The sequence below is a fragment of the Piscinibacter gummiphilus genome, from assembly GCF_002116905.1.
Lineage (GTDB): Bacteria > Pseudomonadota > Gammaproteobacteria > Burkholderiales > Burkholderiaceae_C > Rhizobacter > Rhizobacter gummiphilus.
Genome location: NZ_CP015118.1, coordinates 498,927 through 515,816 on the forward strand (window position 1 = coordinate 498,927; position 16,890 = coordinate 515,816).

The following is a 16,890-nucleotide window of genomic DNA, read 5'->3' on the forward strand; positions in this document are numbered from 1 at the left end:
CGGGGAGACAGGCGCACGTCCGGGATGAAAACCCGGGGATCGGACGTGCGGGTTTCTGACCAGAATCACGTGAAGAAATATTGCTAAGGGGCACCCAATGGAAAAGACCTGGTTGAAGCACTATCCCGCGGGAGTGGTGCAGCACATCGACGCCGGTCAATACAGTTCGCTCGTCCAGCTGCTCGACGAGAGTTTCAAGAAGTACCGCGACCGCACGGCCTACCGCTTCATGCGCAAGTCGATCGGCTACGCCACGGTGGACGACCAGTCGCGCGCGTTCGCCGCGTACCTGCAGTCGCAGGGGTTCGTGAAGGGCGACCGCGTCGCCGTGATGATGCCCAACGTGCCCCAGTACCCGGTGGCGCTGGCCGGCATCCTGCGCGCGGGCTGCGTGCTCGTGAACGTGAACCCGCTCTACACGCCGCGTGAACTCGAGCACCAGCTCAAGGACTCGGGCGCCAAGGGCATCGTGATCCTCGAGAACTTCGCGGCCACGCTGCAGCAGGTGGCCTCGGCCGTGCCGACCAAGAAGGTCATCGTGGCGTCCATGGGCGACATGCTCGGTTTCCCGATGTCCCTCATCGTCAACTACGTCGTGCGCAACGTGAAGAAGATGGTGCCGGCGTGGGACCTGCCCGGCCACGTCACGTTCAAGGACGCGGTGGCCCAGGGCCGCAACGGCACGCTGCGCCCGCCCACCGTGGGGCCGGACGACATCGCCGTGCTGCAGTACACCGGCGGCACCACCGGCGTCAGCAAGGGCGCCGTGCTGCTGCACCGCAACCTCGTGGCCAACACGCTGCAGTCGGAAGCCTGGTACCAGCCCGCGCTGAAGAAGGTGCCGGCCGGCGAGCAGGTGGTGGCCGTCTGCGCGCTGCCGATCTATCACATCTTCGGTTTCACCGCGAGCGTGATGCTGGGCATGCGCACCGGCAACTGCAACGTGCTGATCCCCAACCCGCGCGACCTGCCGGCGGTGTTCAAGGAGCTCAAGGGCATCAAGTTCCACAGCTTCCCGGCCGTCAACACGCTGTTCGGCGCGATGGCCAACCACCCGCAGTTCAACACGGTGGACTGGAGCCACCTCGTGATCTCGGTGGGCGGCGGCATGGCCGTGCAGAGCGCCACCGCGAAGCTGTGGCTCGAGAAGACCGGCTGCCCGATCGTCGAGGGCTACGGCCTGTCGGAGACCTCGCCCACGGTGAGCTGCAACCCGGTCGACAGCACCGCCTACAGCGGCGACATCGGCTTCCCGCTGCCCGACACCGACATCCGCCTGCTCGACGACGACGGCAACGAGGTGCCCGTGGGCACCCCGGGCGAGCTGGCCGTGAAGGGCCCGCAGGTGATGGCCGGCTACTGGCAGCGCCCCGACGAGACCGCCAAGGTGATGACCGCCGACGGCTTCTTCCGCACCGGCGACATCGCCACCGTGGACGCCAACGGCCACTTCAAGATCGTCGACCGCAAGAAGGACATGATCCTGGTCAGCGGCTTCAACGTGTACCCGAACGAGGTGGAAGACGTGGTGACACAGATGCCGGGCATCCTCGAGTGCGCGGCCGTGGGCATTCCCGACGCGAAGGCCGGCGAAGCGGTCAAGCTGGTCATCGTGCGCAGCAACCCCGCCATCACCGAAGCCGACGTCAAGGCGTATTGCGAGACCAACATGACCGGCTACAAGCGTCCGAAAGTGGTGGAATTCCGCACGGATCTGCCCAAGACTCCGGTGGGCAAGATCCTGCGGCGGGAACTGCGCGACAAGGTCTGAGTCGCACACGCCAGCGTAGATCCACAACTACAAGAAGTACCGAGACGAGCCGCCCGGCCCCTTCCGCGGGGTCGGCGGCCGCCATACCCGACGCGGAAACGCGGCCTGTATCCCAGGCCATGATGACAGCAGTGCCCGCAGGGTCGTACCCGCCTGCGAAGGCATCGCGTTCGATTGGGAGTCGTTCGGAATGATCTGGTCCAAGACCGATGCAGGCCGCGTGGAAATGCAGTCCCGCGCGCTGGTGAAAGAGCGCACGCAGCGCAACCTGCTGCTGCTGATCGATGGCGTGAAGAGCCAGGAGATGCTGCTGGGCAGCATCGCCGGGGTCTCCAAGGCGGACTTCGACGCGCTGGCCGCGCTGGGGCTCATCGCCCCGGTGGGCGGCTCGGCCTCGTCCGGTTCGAAGGCCGCGGCGCCCGCGCCCGCCGCGGCCGCGGCCGCGCCGGCCGAGCCCACCGACTACGCCAACTTCACCCAGACCCTCACCCAGCTGATTTCGTCGGAACTCGGCCTGCGTGGCTTCACGCTGACGCTGGCGGTGGAGAAGGCCGGCACCCCCGACGAGCTGCGCGACGTGGGTGAACGGGTGCTCAAGCAGATCCTCGAGCGCAAGGGCGAGGATGCGGCCGACAAGGCGCGCCGCAAGCTCTACGGCGGCTGACCGCCGCCTCCGCCACCCCACCGTTTCCGTTGCTGCGCCTCCTCCTTCGTGCGTTGCGCGGGCTGCTGCTGGTCCTGGCAGCCGCCGTGCTGTTCATCGAGGAATGGGGGTGGCGCCCGCTGACCGCGCTGGCGGCCCGCCTCGGGCGCTGGCCGCCGTTCGCGCGGCTCGAGGCCCTCGTGCGCCGCGTGAGTCCTCGTGTGGCGCTGGTGCTGTTCGTCGTGCCCGCGGTCGCCCTGTTCCCGCTCAAGCTCGTGGCGCTGTGGTTGATCCACGTGGGCCAGACGGCGCTCGGGGTCACCGTGATCGTGCTCGCCAAGCTGGTGGGCACCGCGATCGTCGGCCGGCTGTTCCTGCTGCTGCAGTTGCAGCTGATGACCTTCCCGTGGTTCGCGGCCGCCTGGACGTGGTGGCGGAACACCAAGGCCCGCGTGGTGGCGTGGGTGAAACACTCCGCCCCCTGGCGGGCCGCGCGCAGGTTCGCACGGCGCGTGCGGGCGCGGTGGCGCCGGCTGCGCCACCACGGGAACGGCTGAGGCACACTGTGGGCCTTGCTCCTGCGTTTGCGCTCGATCCCATGCCCCCTCGCTTTTTCGTCGACCTGCCGCTCGCCGCTGGGGCCTCGCTGTCCCTCCCGCCCGGTGCGTCGCGCCATGCCCAGGTGCTGCGGTTGCAGCCGGGCGATCCGGTCACGCTGTTCGACGGATCCGGGGGCGACTGGCAGGCCGAGATCGCCGAGATGGGCCGCAAGGTGGTCGACGTCACCATCGGCGCCTTCGAGGCCCGCGACCCCGAGCTGGCGCTGGCCGTCACGCTCGCCGTGGGCATGCCCGCCAACGAACGCATGGACGACCTCGTCGAGAAGGCCACCGAACTCGGTGTCGCCCGCATCCAGCCGCTGATGTGCGAACGTTCGGTGCTGCGCCTGTCGGGCGAGCGGGCCGAGAAGAAGCGCGAACACTGGCAGGCCGTGGCGGTGTCCGCGTGCGAGCAGAGCGGGCGCACGCGCGTGCCGGTGATCGAGCCGGTGCGCACGCTCGCCGCGTGGCTGCGCGAGGCGGTGCCGGCGGACGCTCGCCGCGTCGTGCTGAGCACGTCCGAGTCACCGCCGCTGCCAGCCGTGCCCGCGGGTGCGGTCGTGGCGCTGAGCGGCCCCGAGGGCGGCCTGTCGCCCGCCGAGGAGCAGGCCGCACGGGGCGCGGGCTTCGAACCCGCGAGCCTCGGCCCCCGCGTCCTGCGGGCCGACACCGCGCCACTCGCGGCGCTGGCCATCTGGAGCCTGGGCGGCCTCACGGCCTGACCCCCGCGAGTGCACGGCGCCTCTCCCATGCACGCCTTCGACATCTACGGACTCTGCGCAGCGCTCGCGAGCGGTGCGCTGGCCGTGCTCTATGGCGTCGTGTGGCGTGCGCAGCGGTTGCGCTGGTCGCTGATCTTCGGCCTGGCCTTCCTGATGCTGGCGGTGCTGTACGGCTTCGATGCGCAGCTGCGCCCGCGCAACGGGCTGTCGCAGCCGCTGTCGGCGTTCATTTCGGTCGCCACGGCCGTCGCGTTGACCCTGGGCATGATCGACTACGTGCAGGTGACCGGCCGCGCGGCGTGGGTGCTGCGCGTGCTCTCAGTGGCGCTTGGCGTGCTGCTGATCGGGCTCATCTTCTCGCGCCAGATCACGCGCATCGTGGGGTTCGGCGTGCTCTCGATGTTCCTGGTGGCGCAGGCGGCGCTCGCCCTCCGGGCGCGGTGGCAGGAGCGAGGCCGTGGCCACGGCCTCGTGTTCCTCGCGCTGATCAGCTACCCCGCCGTGATCGGCGCGGCGGCGCTGGGGCTCTTCGACATGGCGCTGCTGCGGTACGCCGCGGCCGTGCCCACCACGATGATGGGCATGACGGTGCTCACCACCGGGCTGCTGCGCGCGCAGCAGCAGGCGCGCGACGAACTCCATCGCCGCCGGGATGCCGAGGAGGCCCTGCGCCGCTTCAACGAGGCGCTGGAGCAGCGCGTGCTGCAGCGCACGGCCGAGCTGCACGAGATGGTGGCCGCGCTCGAGAGCTTCAACCGCAGCATCTCGCACGACCTGCGCGGTCCGCTCGGCGGCATCGCCGGGGTGTCGCGCCTGGCCAGCGAGGCGCTGGAGGCCGGTGACACGGCCACCGCGCGGCGCCTGCTGCCATCCATCACGCAGCAGGCCGAATCGTCGGCCGACCTGGTGGCCTCGCTGCTGGCGCTGGCGCGGGTGAACGATTCCGAGTTGTCGCCCCGCCCGGTGCCGCTGAACGACGTGGTCGAGGAGACGCTGGCCCACCTGCGCCTGGCCGACCCGGACGCCCAGCCGCTGCCCGTGCACGTGGCGCCGCTGCCCACGGTGGAGGCCGACCCGGGCCTGATTCGGCAGGTCTACGTGAACCTCATCGGCAACGCGTTGAAGTTTTCGCGGGACGCGGGCGCGCCGCAGGTGGACGTGGGCGCCTACCCGGAAGGGGGCGGTCACGTGATGTTCGTGCGGGACAACGGCATCGGCTTCGACCCCGCGTCGGCCGAGCGCCTGTTCGAGCCGTTCCAGCAGCTGCACGCCACGTCCTTCGACGGCCACGGCGTGGGCCTGAGCATCGTCAAGCGCGTGGTGGAACGCCACGGCGGCCGCGTGTGGGCCCGGTCCGGGCCGGGCGGTGGCGCCGCGTTCTACTTCTGGCTGGGACCGCGGCTGGCGGTGTCCTGACCCGTGGGCGCCCGGTTCGACCCGGCGACCAGGTCGAAGCGGTAGAGGCGGCACTCGATGGGGCCGTTCCACATCGGCACCCGGCGAGACTCCTTCAGGCGCATGCTGCCGGCGAGTTTCATGTCCGGGCTCAGCACCCAGGCGGTCCAGCCGGCCGGGTGTTTCGTGTAGGCGCGTTTCCAGTGGGCCGACAGGCGCGGGAAGAAGTCGTCGGGCGTGTCGCGGTCTTCTGCCGACGGCCGTGCGGCCTTGCCGGCCACCTCGATGCGCTCGCCGTAGGGCGGGTTGATCATCAGCGTGCCGGGCAGGCCCTCGGGCAGGTCGGGTGCCGGGCGCTCCAGCGCGTCGCCGCCGTTGAACTGGATGGCATCGGCCACGCCGGCGCGTTCGGCGTTGCGGCGGGCGAAGTCGACCATGCGGAACGACACGTCGCTCGCGTAGATGGGCACGGCGCTCGGGTGGATGCGGGCCTGCGCGTGGCTCTTCTGGCGCTGCCACTCGGCACGCGAGTCGTCGTCGGTGAACGGCAGCAGGCGTTCGAACGCGAAGCGGCGCTTGAGCCCGGGGGCGATGCCGCAGGCGATCTGCGCGGCCTCGATGGCGATGGTGCCGGAGCCGCAGGTGGGGTCGTGCAGCGCGCCGCCCGCCTCCGGCGTGCCGCGCCAGCCGGCGGCGGCGAGCATCGCGGCGGCCAGCGTTTCCTTCAGCGGGGCATCGCCCTTGTCCTCGCGCCAGCCGCGCTTGAAGAGCGACTCGCCGGACGTGTCGACGTACAGCGAGGCGCGTTCGGTGCCCACGTGCAGGTGCAGCGGCAGGTCGGGGTGGCGGATGTCGACGCTCGGGCGCTCGCCGGTGGCCTCGCGCATCACGTCGCACACGCCGTCCTTGATGCGCAGCGCGGCGAAGTTCAGGCTCTTGAGCGGGCTGTGGGTGGCGGTGGTGTCCACCCGCAGCGTGTGCTGCGGCGTGATCCACTGCAACCAGTCGACCGACCGGGCGAGGCGGTACAGGTCGTTCTCGTTCTGGTACGGCCCCTCGGCCACCTCGGCCAGCACCCGCATGGCCAGGCGGCTGTGCAGGTTGAGCTTCATCACCTCGATGGGGCCGCCATCGAGCCCGACCCCGCCCCGCGTGGGGTACAGGATCTTGCTGGGCAGGATGCGCTGGATCTCCTCTTCGAGCAGCGGTTCGACGCCGGCGGCGCAGGGGAGGAAGAGGGGCAGGGCCATGGGGGCGATCGGTGGGGACTGACCGCCCATTGTCGCTGGTTCAGGCCGGCTCCGACTGCTTGAAGGGGCTGCGCTCCGGGGCTTCGTCGTGCGACGCGGTGCGGGTCAGCGCCGTCGTGATCCAGTTGAGGGCGGACACCCGGTGGCGCACCGCGCAGGCGAGCGGCTCCGGCTTGCACCCCATCTTGGCCTTCGGTTCGAGGGCGGTGCGGCCGAGCGACAGGCGTGCCGCGCCGAAGCCGATGGCGTCGGCGATGGTCGACTGCAGCAGTGCGAGGTAGATCGGCGCGTCGGCGTTCGCGGGGCGGTCGTAGCCCACGTAGTAGCCGACGGCGGTGTCCCCGTCGAGCACCGTGGTCACGAACCCGATCCAGCGTCCATCGCGTTCGGCGACGCGGCAGATGAAACGCCCGGCGCCCAGCGCCTCGGCCATCGCCGGCAGGTAGCCCTCGGCGAGGGAGGCCAGGCGCAGGCCCTGGGCCTGGTGCACCTGGTGGTACAGGTCGTGGAGGTCGTGCCGGCGCTCGGCCATCTCGGCGGCCGTCACCGTGCGAAGCACGATGCCCGCGGCGGTGCAGTCCTTCTCGAGGCGCTTGGCCGCGCTGCGGTAGCCGGACGTGAGGCTCGCGAGGTAGTCGTCCCAGGTCTTCCACGAGGGCTTCAGCGTGAGCACCATGTCGGGGTCGGTCTCGACGGAGCGGTAGCCCAGCAGGCGCAGCGAGTCCTTCGCGGTGTCGTCGCCCGCGGCGAAGTCCTTGACCATGGCCAGGTCCGACTCGCCATGGAGCTTGTCGGCGCGCCGCAGCCGGTACATGGCCTCGCCCACGCCGTGCCAGACGAGTGCGGGGTCGGTGCCGGGCACGAACGCGAAGGCGCGGGCGCCCCACACCAGCAGGTTGCCGCACACGAGCAGGTGTTCGTCGAGCTGCTTGAGCGGCGTGTCGATCAGCTTGCGCGGGCCGGGCTTGCGCAGGCGGTCGCCGGTGATGCGTACGCGCTGGAACAGCATCACGGCGACGGGCTGGCCGTCGGCGTCGCAGGCCATCGCGTAGCGCGGCTGCACGTTGTCGGGGCCGTGGGCCTCCAGCACGCGGAGGTAGTCGCGCGAGAGGAACACGCTGGCGCCGGCCAAGCGGTCCCATAGTTCCGGGTTCAACAGGTCGATGCGGTCGGCCAGCACGAAGTGGAGGCCCGAGGCCTGCCGCCGGGCGACACGGCGCCGCTTGATCGTGTCGACGCTCTCGATCGTGGGCTTGAGCTTCTTCAGCGTGTTGCCGGTGCGCCGCAGCGACTCGTTGAGGGCGTTCAACCGGGTCTTGAGGGCGGGCTTCGGCGTCTTGCGCGGGGCGGTGGGCATGCGGTGGGGCATCGGCAGTGGCGATGCGGCAATCTACCGCGCGCTGCCCCCGCCGCGAGGCCCACCGATGGGGGTGATCCCCCTACATGTCCTTGCGCAGGTTGGCCGGCGCGATGCGCAGCGCCTCGCGGTACTTCGCGACCGTGCGGCGCGCCACCTGGATGCCCTGCTCCTCGAGCATGCGGCTCAGCTGGCTGTCCGACAGCGGCTTGTTGGGGTCTTCCGCGGCCACCAGCTGCTTGATCAGCGCGCGCACCGCGGTGCTGGACGCGTTGCCGCCGGCCTCGGTGTTCAGCGACGAGCCGAAGAAGTACTTCAGCTCGAAGGTACCGAACATCGTGGCCATGTACTTCGCGGTGGTCACGCGCGAGATGGTGGACTCGTGCAGGCCCAGCTCGTCGGCGATCTCGCGCAGCACGAGCGGCTTCATCGCGATCTCGCCGTGCGTGAAGAAGCTCTTCTGGCGTTCGACGATGGCCTGCGACACCCGCTGGATGGTGTCGAAGCGCTGCTGGATGTTCTTCATGAACCAGCGCGCTTCCTGCAGCCGCGAGCTGAGCGCGGCACCCGCGCCGCTGCCGGCCGCACCACGCGTCTGGCGGATGGCCTGGGCGTACAGGTCGTTGATGCGCAGCTTGGGCATCACGTCCGGGTTCAGCACGACCTTCCAGTTGCGGCCGGACTTCTGCACGATCACGTCGGGCACGATGATGTTCGCCTCGGCGCGCGCGAAGCGCCGGCCCGGCTTGGGTTCGAGCGCGACGATGAGCGACTGCGCCTCCTTGATCAGCTCCTCGTCGGCCCCGGTGGCCGCGACGAGCTTCTTCATGTCGCGCTTGGCCAGCAGCTCGAGGTGCTGCTTGCAGATGATGATGGCGATGGTCTGCGCCTCGCAGCGCTCCTGCGCGCGCAGCTGGATGGCCAGGCACTCGCCGAGGTTGCTCGCGCCCACGCCGAGCGGCTCCATGTTCTGCAGCCACTTCAGCGCGACCTGCAGCCGCTCGAGCAGCGTCTCGCGGTCTTCCTCGTTGTCGGCCAGCTGGGCGGCGATGTCCTCCAGCGGGTCGTCGAGGTAGCCGTCGTCGTTGAGGGACTCGATCAGCACGTGCACGGCCGCCGCGTCCTCCGCGCTCAGGCGCATGCCGAGCAGCTGGTCGCGCAGGTGGTCCTGCAGGCTCGGGCCGACGGGGTTGCGGTCCTGCGGCTCGAAGTCGTCGTTGTCGTTCGACGACGAGCTGCCGGAGCCCGGGGTCTCGCGGATGCCGTCGAAGTCGTCGCGTTCGGTGCCGTTTTCCCAGTCGTCCCGTTCGGTGGTGCCGAACTCGGCGCTGTCGACACCGGCGGTGTCGTCGGACGCATCGGAGGCCGGGGACTCGGTGGCGCGGTCCACCTCGCGTTCGGCGGTGCGTTCGGCGGCGGACGTGCGTTCGGCGAGCGGCTCGAACGGCGTGCTCGAATCCTCCTCGACGTCGAGGAACGGGTTCTGCTCGAGCATCTGCTCGACTTCCTGGTGCAGCTCGAGCGTGGAGAGCTGCAGCAGGCGGATGGACTGCTGCAGCTGCGGCGTCAGCGCCAGGTGCTGCGACAGGCGGACCTGCAGGGACGGTTTCATGCCGGGCTCCCTGTGGAAGCCACGGGCCGGACGGCGCCGGCGAAGCGGAAGGGGACTGCGGTGCTGCTCATGCCGCGCTCACATGCGGAAGTGTTCGCCGAGGTAGACCTTCCGGACATCGGCGTTCTCGACGATCTCGCCGGGCGTGCCTTCGGCCAGCACCCGGCCCTCGCTGATGATGTAGGCGCGGTCGCAGATGCCCAGCGTCTCGCGCACGTTGTGGTCGGTGATCAGCACACCGATGCCGCGGGCCTTGAGGAAACTGATGATGCGCTGGATCTCGATCACGGCGATGGGGTCCACGCCGGCGAACGGTTCGTCGAGCAGGATGAAGCGGGGCTGCGTGGCGAGTGCGCGCGCGATCTCGACCCGGCGGCGTTCGCCGCCCGACAGCGCCGGGGCGGGGCTGTCGCGCAGCTTCTCGATGCTGAGGTCGTTCAGCAGGCCGTCGAGCAGTTCGTCGATGCGCTTGTTCGGCAGCGGCTTGCCGTCGGGGCTGGTCTGCAGCTCGAGCACCGCGCGGATGTTCTCCTCGACGGTGAGCTTGCGGAAGATCGATGCTTCCTGCGGCAGGTAGCTGAGGCCGAGGCGCGAGCGCTGGTGGATGGGCAGGCGCTCGACACGCTGGCCGGCCAGCGTGATCTCGCCGGCATCGGCCCGCACGAGGCCCACGATCATGTAGAAGCTGGTGGTCTTGCCGGCGCCGTTCGGGCCCAGCAGGCCCACGACCTCTCCGCCGTGCACCGACAGGCGCACGTCCTTCACGACCTTGCGCGCGCCGTAGGTCTTCTGGAGGCCGTTGGCCACCAGGCTCTGGGAGGTGGCGGTCATCGCGAGCTCCCCGAGGCGGACTGGGACGCCGCTTCCGCGGCGTCGGCCTCGGCGGCCGCCTTCGTGCCCTTGCGCGGGGCGATCACCACGGTGACGCGGCCCTTCGGGTTCTCGGGGGTGACGGCCTTCTCGCCGCCCGAGACCGTGAAGGTCTCGAAGGCGTTGTCGTAGACGATCAGGGCGCCGGAGGCCTGGTCGGCCACCTCGGTGCCGTTGAGCCGGCGGGCGCTGGCATCGTTGATCAGCTTGAGCGTGTTGCCGCGGCCGCTGAACTCGATGCGACGGGCCTGGCCCTCGACCCATTCGTTGACCCCGTCGCGCTTCTGGCGGAAGCGGGAAAGGCCTTCCGGCCCGCCGATGGCGACGCCGGACTGGTAGCCGTCGGCGTCCTCGCGGACCTCGATGCTGTCGGCCTTGATGGACATCGTGCCCTGGGTGACCACGACGTTGCCATTGAAGGTGACGATCTTCTTCTGGATGTCCACCTTGCCCGGCTGGTCGGCCGTGATCTCCATCTTCTTCAGGCGATCGGCCTTTTCGGCGAACACGGGCGAAGCCGCTCCAGCCAGGACCAGCGAGGCAGCGGTGGCGAGCAGGAGTTTGTAAGAGGATGAAGTCATAACGGCATGAAACTTGCAGACCATTTTAGCCACAAGTTGCATGCCGCTTCGAACTAAAAGTGCGCCGGGGTGGCGCACCGGGGGATCAACCCCCCTTGCGGACGCGGTCGACCAGCGCCTCGGCCACCACCAGGGCCCGGTCGGGGGAACCCGCCAGCTGGCCCGAGGTGAAGAAGCGGCCGTGGATGCCCAGGGCCGGCACGCCGTCGATCTTGTAGGCATCGACCAGGCGGGTGGCCTGCTTGGCCTTCGTGGCGACGGTGAAGGAGGTGAACACCTCCTTGAACTTCACCGGGTCCACGCCGTTCTTCTGCACGAACGCGAGGATATCCTCTTCCTTGTCGAGCTTCTGGCGTTCGACGTGGATGGCCTGGAACACCTTGCGGTGAAGTTCCTCGACCTTGCCCATCGCCTCGATGGCGTAGAACAGGCGCTGGTGGATGGAGAAGCTCTCGCGGAAGGCCACCGGCACGCGGCGGAAGGCCACGTCGGCGGGCAGCTTCTTCTGCCAGGCGTCCAGCGACGGCTCGAAGGCGAAGCAGTGGGGGCAACCGTACCAGAAGAACTCCAGCACCTCGATCTTGCCCTTCTCGACGGACAGGGGCTGGCTCAGCTTGACGTAGTCCGAGTCCTTGATCTGGGCCTGCGCCTGAGCCAGCAGCGGCGTGGCGAGCACGGTGGAGCCCAGGCCGAGGCCGGCGAGGCGGGCGGAAAAATCGCGACGTTTCATGTTCGAGTCCAAACAGGGTACGGGGTGTGGAGTGAATCGGGCCTCGAAAAGTTCAGCCCGTGATTACCGCTGGACCTGGATCAGCGCCGATTCCACCCCGGCGCCGTCAAGGCGTTCCTTCGCCGACACCGCGTCTTCCTTCTTCTCGAACGGGCCGAGGCGCACGCGGAACACCGTGCGGCCGGACTGTTCGCGTTCGGTGACGCGGGCCGTCATGCCGAGCATCGCGAGTTTGCCCCGTTGCGCTTCGGCATCCTCCGCCTTGCCGAACGCGCCGGCCTGGACGAAGTACGTGATCAACGGATCGGAGGGCGATTTGGTGGACGAGGCCGCTGCGGCCGGCGTCGCCGGCTTGCCGTCCAGGATGGCGGCCGGGTCGCGCGTGGACTGCGGGGCGCTCGCCGGGGGCACGGCCACCGGCGCGGACGGCACGATCGAGGGCAGCGGCGGCACGACGCCGCTCGACGAGGCCGACGGCCGCGCCGGGGCGCGCGTGGACAGGCCGCTGTTCGGGTCCCAGTTCTTGTTCTTCTCGGCCTCGGCCGCGTCCTGCTCGGCGCTGCGCTGCGGCACCTTGTTGACGAACGGCACCGGCACCTTGGCGATGTAGAGCGCGACGCCGAGGGCGAGCGACAGGCCGACCAGCAGGCCGACGATCAGGCCCAGGAAAAAGCCACCACGTTGGTTCTTCATTCGTTCTCCATCACATCGAGTCGGGGGCGCTCACGCCGATCATCGCGAGCGCGTTGCGCAGCACCTGCCGGGTGGCGGCCAGCAGGGCCATGCGCGAGCGGGTCAGTTCCGGGTCGTCGGCAAAAAAGCGTTCGGCGGCATAGTAGCTGTGGAACGTGCTGGCCACCTCGCGCAGGTAGAACGCCACGTCGTGCGGCGCGAGCGATTCAGCCGCGCTCGCCAGCATGTCCGGGTACTCGGCCAGCTTCAGCAGCAGGGTGGCCTCGCTCGGGGCCGACAGGCGCGAGAGGTCGGCGTCCTTCAGCGCGGCGAGGTCGCCGCCGTGGTCGGCCACCCAGTCGCGCAGCACCTTGCTCAGGCGCGCGTGGGCGTACTGCACGTAGAACACCGGGTTCTCGTCGTTCGTCTTGAGGGCCAGGTCGATGTCGAACGTGAATTCCGTGTCGGCCTTGCGGCTGATCAGGAAGAAGCGGACGGCGTCCTTGCTGGTCCAGTCGATCAGGTCGCGCAGCGTGATGTAGCTGCCGGCGCGTTTGCTGATCTTGACCTCGGCGCCGTCGCGCACCACGCGCACCATGGTGTTGAGCACGTAGTCGGGGTAGCCCTGCGGCACGCCCTGGTTCGAGCCCTGCAGGCCGGCGCGCACGCGGGCGATGGTGCCGTGGTGGTCGGTGCCCTGCAGGTTGATGGCCTTCGTGTAGCCGCGCGAGAACTTGTTCAGGTGGTACGCGACGTCGGGCACGAAGTACGTGTACGTGCCGTCGGACTTGCGCATCACGCGGTCCTTGTCGTCGCCGTAGTCGGTGGTGCGCAGCCAGAGGGCCCCGTCCTGCTCGAAGGTCTTGCCGGCGGCCACGAGGCCGGCGACGGTGGCTTCCACCGCGCCGCTCGTGTAGAGGCTCGATTCGAGGAAGTAGTTGTCGAAGCGGACGGAGAAGGCCTGCAGGTCCAGGTCCTGCTCGTGGCGCAGGTACGCGACGGCGAACTGGCGGATGCCGTCGAGGTCGTCGATGTCGCCCGACGCCGTGAACTCGCGGTCGTCGGCCTTGACGGTCTTCTTCGCGAGGAAGTCGGCGGCGATGTCGGCGATGTAGTCGCCGTTGTAGGCCGACTCGGGCCAGCCGGCGTCGCCAGGCTTGAGGCCCTTCAGGCGCGCCTGCGTGGACGCGGCGAGCGTGGCGATCTGCACGCCGGCGTCGTTGTAGTAGAACTCGCGGTTGACCGTCCAGCCCTGGCTCTCGAACAGGTTGCAGATGGCGTCGCCCAGGGCGCCCTGGCGGGCGTGGCCCACGTGCAGCGGCCCCGTGGGGTTGGCCGAGACGAACTCGACGATGGCGCGCTGGTCGGTGGCGGGCTGGCGACCGAAGGTGTCGGCGGCGGCCAGCACCTCGGCGACGACGGCCTGCTTGGCGGCGGCCTTCAGGCGCAGGTTGATGAAGCCGGGGCCGGCGATCTCGAGGGTGTCGACCCAGCGGCCGATGGCCGGCTGGCGGTGCAGCGCGTCGACCAGGGCCTGGGCCACCTCGCGCGGGTTCTTCTTCAGCGGCTTGGCCAGCTGCATGGCCGACGTGATGGCGAAGTCGCCGTGGGCGACCTGCTTCGGCAGCTCGAAGGCGGCGCGCACCGTGCTGCCGGGGCTGACTTCCGCGGTGGCGGCGGCCAGCGCGTGCAGCAATTCCTGTTTGGCTTGGATCATTCCGGGATTCTAAGTGGCCGTTCCGGACCGTTCCGTCTCGGGAACTGGCGGTTGAAACGTGTGTAATTTGGCATGCGGGGCTTTTCGGACGGTGCCAAGATGTACGTCCCGGACCTCCCTCGGCCCGGCCCCCCGACGATGTCCATACCGAACTCCGCCGATTTCAGCCCCACCACGAGCCAGCTGCCGCTGCCCGCGCAGATCGGCAAGTACCCGGTCATCGGGCGGCTGGGCGACGGCGCCACCAGCGAGGTGTTCCTCGCCCGCGACGAGTTCCACCAGCGCGACGTCGCCATCAAGCGGGTGCGGGCCGGCTCCGTCAACGACCCGAGCGACGGCCGCTTCTTCGAGCGCTTCTTCGCCGCCGAGGCCGCCCTCGTGGGCCGCCTCAACCACCCGAACGTGGTGCAGATCTACGACGCGGTCGCCGACCCCGTCGAACCCTACCTCGTCATGGAGTACGTGCCCGGCAGCACGCTGCGCCGCTACTGCCGCGCCGACCAGCTGCTGCCGCTCGAGCTCATCGTCGAGATCGGCTTCAAGTGCGCCATGGCCCTCGGCTACGTGTACCGCCAGGGCCTCATCCACCGCGACGTGAAGCCCGCGAATCTGCTGGCCGTCATCAGCAACGGCAACATCACCGACGTGAAGGTGAGCGACTTCGGCAGCGTGCTCAACATGTCGGCCGAGACCACGCAGGTGTACCGCGTGGGCTCGCTCGCCTACATGTCGCCCGAGCAGCTCGACGGCAACACCCTCGACTGCCGGGCCGACATCTACTCCCTCGGCGCGGTGCTGTACCACCTGATCGCCGGGCGGCCGCTGTTCGACGCGAGCTCGCAGTCGGCCATGATGAACCAGATCTACACCGCCGAGCCGGTCTTCCTGAGCCAGCTGCGCTCGGGCGTGGGCCCGGGGGTCGACAGCGTGATCCTGAGCGCGGTGGCCAAGCGCCCGGAAGACCGCTACGCGAGCTGGGACGCCTTCGCCCAGGCCCTGTCCGGTCTCATCACCACCCAGCAGGTGCCGCGCGGGCAGCTGCAGGGCGTGCTCGACTCGGAACGTTTCAACCTGTTGCGAACGCTCGACTTCTTCTCGAACTTCGGCGACGTCGAGCTGTGGGAAGTGGTGCACCGCGCCCGCTGGCAGCGCTTCGCGTTCGGCCATGCGCTGTACCGCAAGGGTGAGGAGGGCGGCAGCTTCCACATCATCGCGCAGGGCGAGGTCGAGGTGTTCCGCGACGGGCAGCGGGTGGCCCAGCTGGGCGCCGGCACGTCGGTGGGCGAGATGGCCTACCTCGCGCCGAGCGACGACCTGCGCACGCACAGCACCGACGTCATCGTCACCGAGTCCACCACCACCATCAGCTTCACGCCCGACACCCTCGCCCAGGTCAGCCCCAACTGCCGGCACCTGTTCGACGAGGCGTTCATCCGCGTGCTGGTGCGACGGCTGCATGCCGCGCACGAGGCGCTGGCGCATCCGCGGCGCATCCTCTGACCCTGCTGTGTCCACCGCGCGACGGTCGGTTGCGTTGGGTCATCCGGGTGGCATGAGCCGGGCGCATACTGCGACCGCGGGCGCCGCCCGTCTTCCAAGGAGCTGACCCGATGAAACGCCTGATGACTGTGCTGGCCGTGGTTGCGGCCGTGTTCTCCACTTCCGCCTTCGCCGCCGATTCGTGCGACTCGCAGGCCGATGCCAAGAAGCTCGCCGGTGCCGCCCGCACCAGCTTCGTCAAGAAGTGCGAGAAGGACAATCCGCCGACCGATGCCGCGTCGTGCGAGGCCCGGGCCACCGACAAGAAGCTCGCCGGGGCGGCGAAGACCAGCTTCGTGACCAAGTGCGAGAAGGATGCGAAGGGCACGACGGCGAAGGCCAGTTGCGACGCGCAGGCCGCCGAGAAGAAGCTGGCGGGGGCTGCAAAGAACAGCTTCGTCAAGAAGTGCGTGGCCGACGCGGGTGCCTGACACCCATGCCACGGGGTCGCCCCGGCGGACGCCGGGGCCCACTGCGGGCAGTGGATCCCGACGTTCGTCGGGATGACACCCTTCAGGACTCCGGCGGCCGCCAGTAGTGCTCGTCGCTGTAGGTCTGCTTGAGAAAGTCGATCCACAGCCGCACTCGCAGCGGCATGTGCTTCGCATGCGGGAACACCGCATAGACGCCGTTCGGCGGCGCCGCGAAGTCGTCCAGCACGCTGACCAGGCGCCCGTGCCGCAGGTCGTTCTGCACTTCCCACGTCGACCGCCACGCGAGCCCGAGCCCCGCGAGGCACCAGTCGTGCAGCACCTGGCCGTCGCTGCAGTCGAGGCGGCCGTTCAGGCGCAGGTGGGTCACCGCGCCGTCGATCGAGAAGGCCCAGCCGCGGGTCTGGCTGGCGTCGCTGGAGAGCGTCAGGCATTCGTGCCGGGCCAGTTCGTCCGGGTGGGCCGGCGCCCCCATGCGCTCCAGGTACGCCGGTGACGCCACGCACAGCCGGCGGTTGTCGGCGAGCCGCACGCTCACGAGGCTGCTGTCGGGCAGGTCGCCCACGCGCACGGCGCAGTCCACGCCCTCGTGGACGATGTCGACCACCCGGTCGCTCAGGTTCAGCGACACCTTCACCTCCGGGTGCGCCGCCAGGTAGCGGGGCACGAGCGGTGCCACGTGCCGCCGCCCGAAGCCGGCCGGGGCCGTGACCCGCAGGTGGCCGCTGGCCCGCACGCCGCCGGCGCTGACGCCCGACTCCGCGCTGGCCAGGTCGGCCAGCAGCCGCTGGCAGCTTTCGAGGAAGGCGCTGCCCTCGTGGGTCAGGCTGATGCGCCGGGTGGTGCGCACGAACAGTTTCACGCCGAGGCGTTCCTCGAGCGCGTCGATGCGGCGCCCCATGACCGCCGGCGCCACCCCCTCGGCCTGCGCCGCGGCGGTCAGGCTGCCCCGGGCGGCCACCGAAACGAACGATTCCAACTGCTTGAACTTGTCCATGGCC

The 16,890-nt window shown here is 69.7% G+C and carries 16 protein-coding genes; 7 read left to right on the plus strand and 9 right to left on the minus strand.

All coding sequences use genetic code 11. The features are described from left to right. The first annotated feature begins 97 nt into the window (after positions 1–97). The 5 genes from A4W93_RS02155 (at position 98) to A4W93_RS02175 (ending at position 5,151) form a co-directional block, all read left to right on the plus strand. The gene (locus tag A4W93_RS02155; protein WP_085749053.1) at positions 98–1,771 is read left to right on the plus strand and encodes a long-chain-fatty-acid--CoA ligase; all 1,674 of its coding nucleotides are present in this window, start codon (positions 98–100) and stop codon (positions 1,769–1,771) included. Positions 1,772–1,961: 190 nt separating this feature from the next. Continuing rightward, positions 1,962–2,435 (plus strand): hypothetical protein, encoded by a 474-nt coding sequence (locus A4W93_RS02160; RefSeq protein WP_085749054.1) that lies wholly within the window; start codon positions 1,962–1,964, stop codon positions 2,433–2,435. Between the two features lie 29 nt (positions 2,436–2,464). Further along, positions 2,465–2,971 carry a hypothetical protein gene (locus A4W93_RS02165; protein ID WP_237357666.1) on the plus strand — a complete coding sequence of 169 codons (507 nt, stop codon included), beginning with the start codon at positions 2,465–2,467 and terminating at the stop codon, positions 2,969–2,971. A gap of 41 nt (positions 2,972–3,012) precedes the next feature. Continuing rightward, positions 3,013–3,735, plus strand: a complete 723-nt coding sequence (locus A4W93_RS02170) for a 16S rRNA (uracil(1498)-N(3))-methyltransferase (protein ID WP_085749055.1) — start codon at positions 3,013–3,015, stop codon at positions 3,733–3,735. A gap of 27 nt (positions 3,736–3,762) precedes the next feature. Beyond that, a complete protein-coding gene (locus A4W93_RS02175) occupies positions 3,763–5,151 on the plus strand; it encodes a sensor histidine kinase (RefSeq protein ID WP_085749056.1) in 1,389 nt (462 codons plus the stop codon). Here the strand turns inward: A4W93_RS02175 and A4W93_RS02180 are convergent. The 8 genes from A4W93_RS02180 to argS all read right to left on the minus strand — a co-directional run bounded on the left by A4W93_RS02180 (position 5,115) and on the right by argS (position 13,919). Next, positions 5,115–6,380, minus strand: a complete 1,266-nt coding sequence (locus A4W93_RS02180) for a THUMP domain-containing class I SAM-dependent RNA methyltransferase (RefSeq protein ID WP_085749057.1) — start codon at positions 6,378–6,380, stop codon at positions 5,115–5,117. The genes A4W93_RS02175 and A4W93_RS02180 overlap by 37 nt on opposite strands. 40 nt (positions 6,381–6,420) lie before the next feature. Further along, a complete protein-coding gene (locus A4W93_RS02185) occupies positions 6,421–7,737 on the minus strand; it encodes a GNAT family N-acetyltransferase (RefSeq protein ID WP_157782103.1) in 1,317 nt (438 codons plus the stop codon). An 82-nt stretch (positions 7,738–7,819) separates the two neighbouring features. Then, positions 7,820–9,349: an RNA polymerase factor sigma-54 gene (locus A4W93_RS02190; protein WP_085749059.1), complete on the minus strand. Its 1,530-nt coding sequence runs from the start codon at positions 9,347–9,349 to the stop codon at positions 7,820–7,822. Positions 9,350–9,427: 78 nt separating this feature from the next. After that, positions 9,428–10,180: an LPS export ABC transporter ATP-binding protein gene (lptB, locus tag A4W93_RS02195; protein ID WP_085749060.1), complete on the minus strand. Its 753-nt coding sequence runs from the start codon at positions 10,178–10,180 to the stop codon at positions 9,428–9,430. Beyond that, positions 10,177–10,728, minus strand: coding sequence for a lipopolysaccharide transport periplasmic protein LptA (lptA, locus tag A4W93_RS02200; RefSeq protein WP_157782104.1), 552 nt, complete (start codon positions 10,726–10,728; stop codon positions 10,177–10,179). The genes lptB and lptA overlap by 4 nt, the downstream gene beginning before the upstream one ends. Positions 10,729–10,885: 157 nt before the next feature. Continuing rightward, positions 10,886–11,530, minus strand: coding sequence for a thiol:disulfide interchange protein DsbA/DsbL (locus A4W93_RS02205; protein ID WP_085749062.1), 645 nt, complete (start codon positions 11,528–11,530; stop codon positions 10,886–10,888). 63 nt (positions 11,531–11,593) lie between these two features. Then, entirely contained in the window at positions 11,594–12,223 is a 630-nt protein-coding gene (locus A4W93_RS02210; protein ID WP_085749063.1) for an SPOR domain-containing protein, read from the minus strand. Positions 12,224–12,233: 10 nt separating this feature from the next. Next, positions 12,234–13,919, minus strand: coding sequence for an arginine--tRNA ligase (argS, locus tag A4W93_RS02215; RefSeq protein WP_085749064.1), 1,686 nt, complete (start codon positions 13,917–13,919; stop codon positions 12,234–12,236). A gap of 138 nt (positions 13,920–14,057) precedes the next feature. Here argS and A4W93_RS02220 point away from each other — a divergent pair, with 138 nt between their 5' ends. Together A4W93_RS02220 and A4W93_RS02225 are read left to right on the plus strand one after the other, a co-directional pair. Beyond that, positions 14,058–15,419, plus strand: a complete 1,362-nt coding sequence (locus tag A4W93_RS02220) for a serine/threonine-protein kinase (protein WP_085749065.1) — start codon at positions 14,058–14,060, stop codon at positions 15,417–15,419. A gap of 110 nt (positions 15,420–15,529) precedes the next feature. Further along, on the plus strand, positions 15,530–15,889 hold the full coding sequence (locus A4W93_RS02225) for a hypothetical protein (protein WP_085749066.1): 360 nt from the start codon (positions 15,530–15,532) through the stop codon (positions 15,887–15,889). 82 nt (positions 15,890–15,971) lie between these two features. On the opposite strand, the gene A4W93_RS02230 is transcribed toward A4W93_RS02225, so the two are convergent. Next, entirely contained in the window at positions 15,972–16,886 is a 915-nt protein-coding gene (locus A4W93_RS02230) for a LysR family transcriptional regulator (RefSeq protein ID WP_085749067.1), read from the minus strand. Positions 16,887–16,890 lie beyond the last annotated feature (4 nt).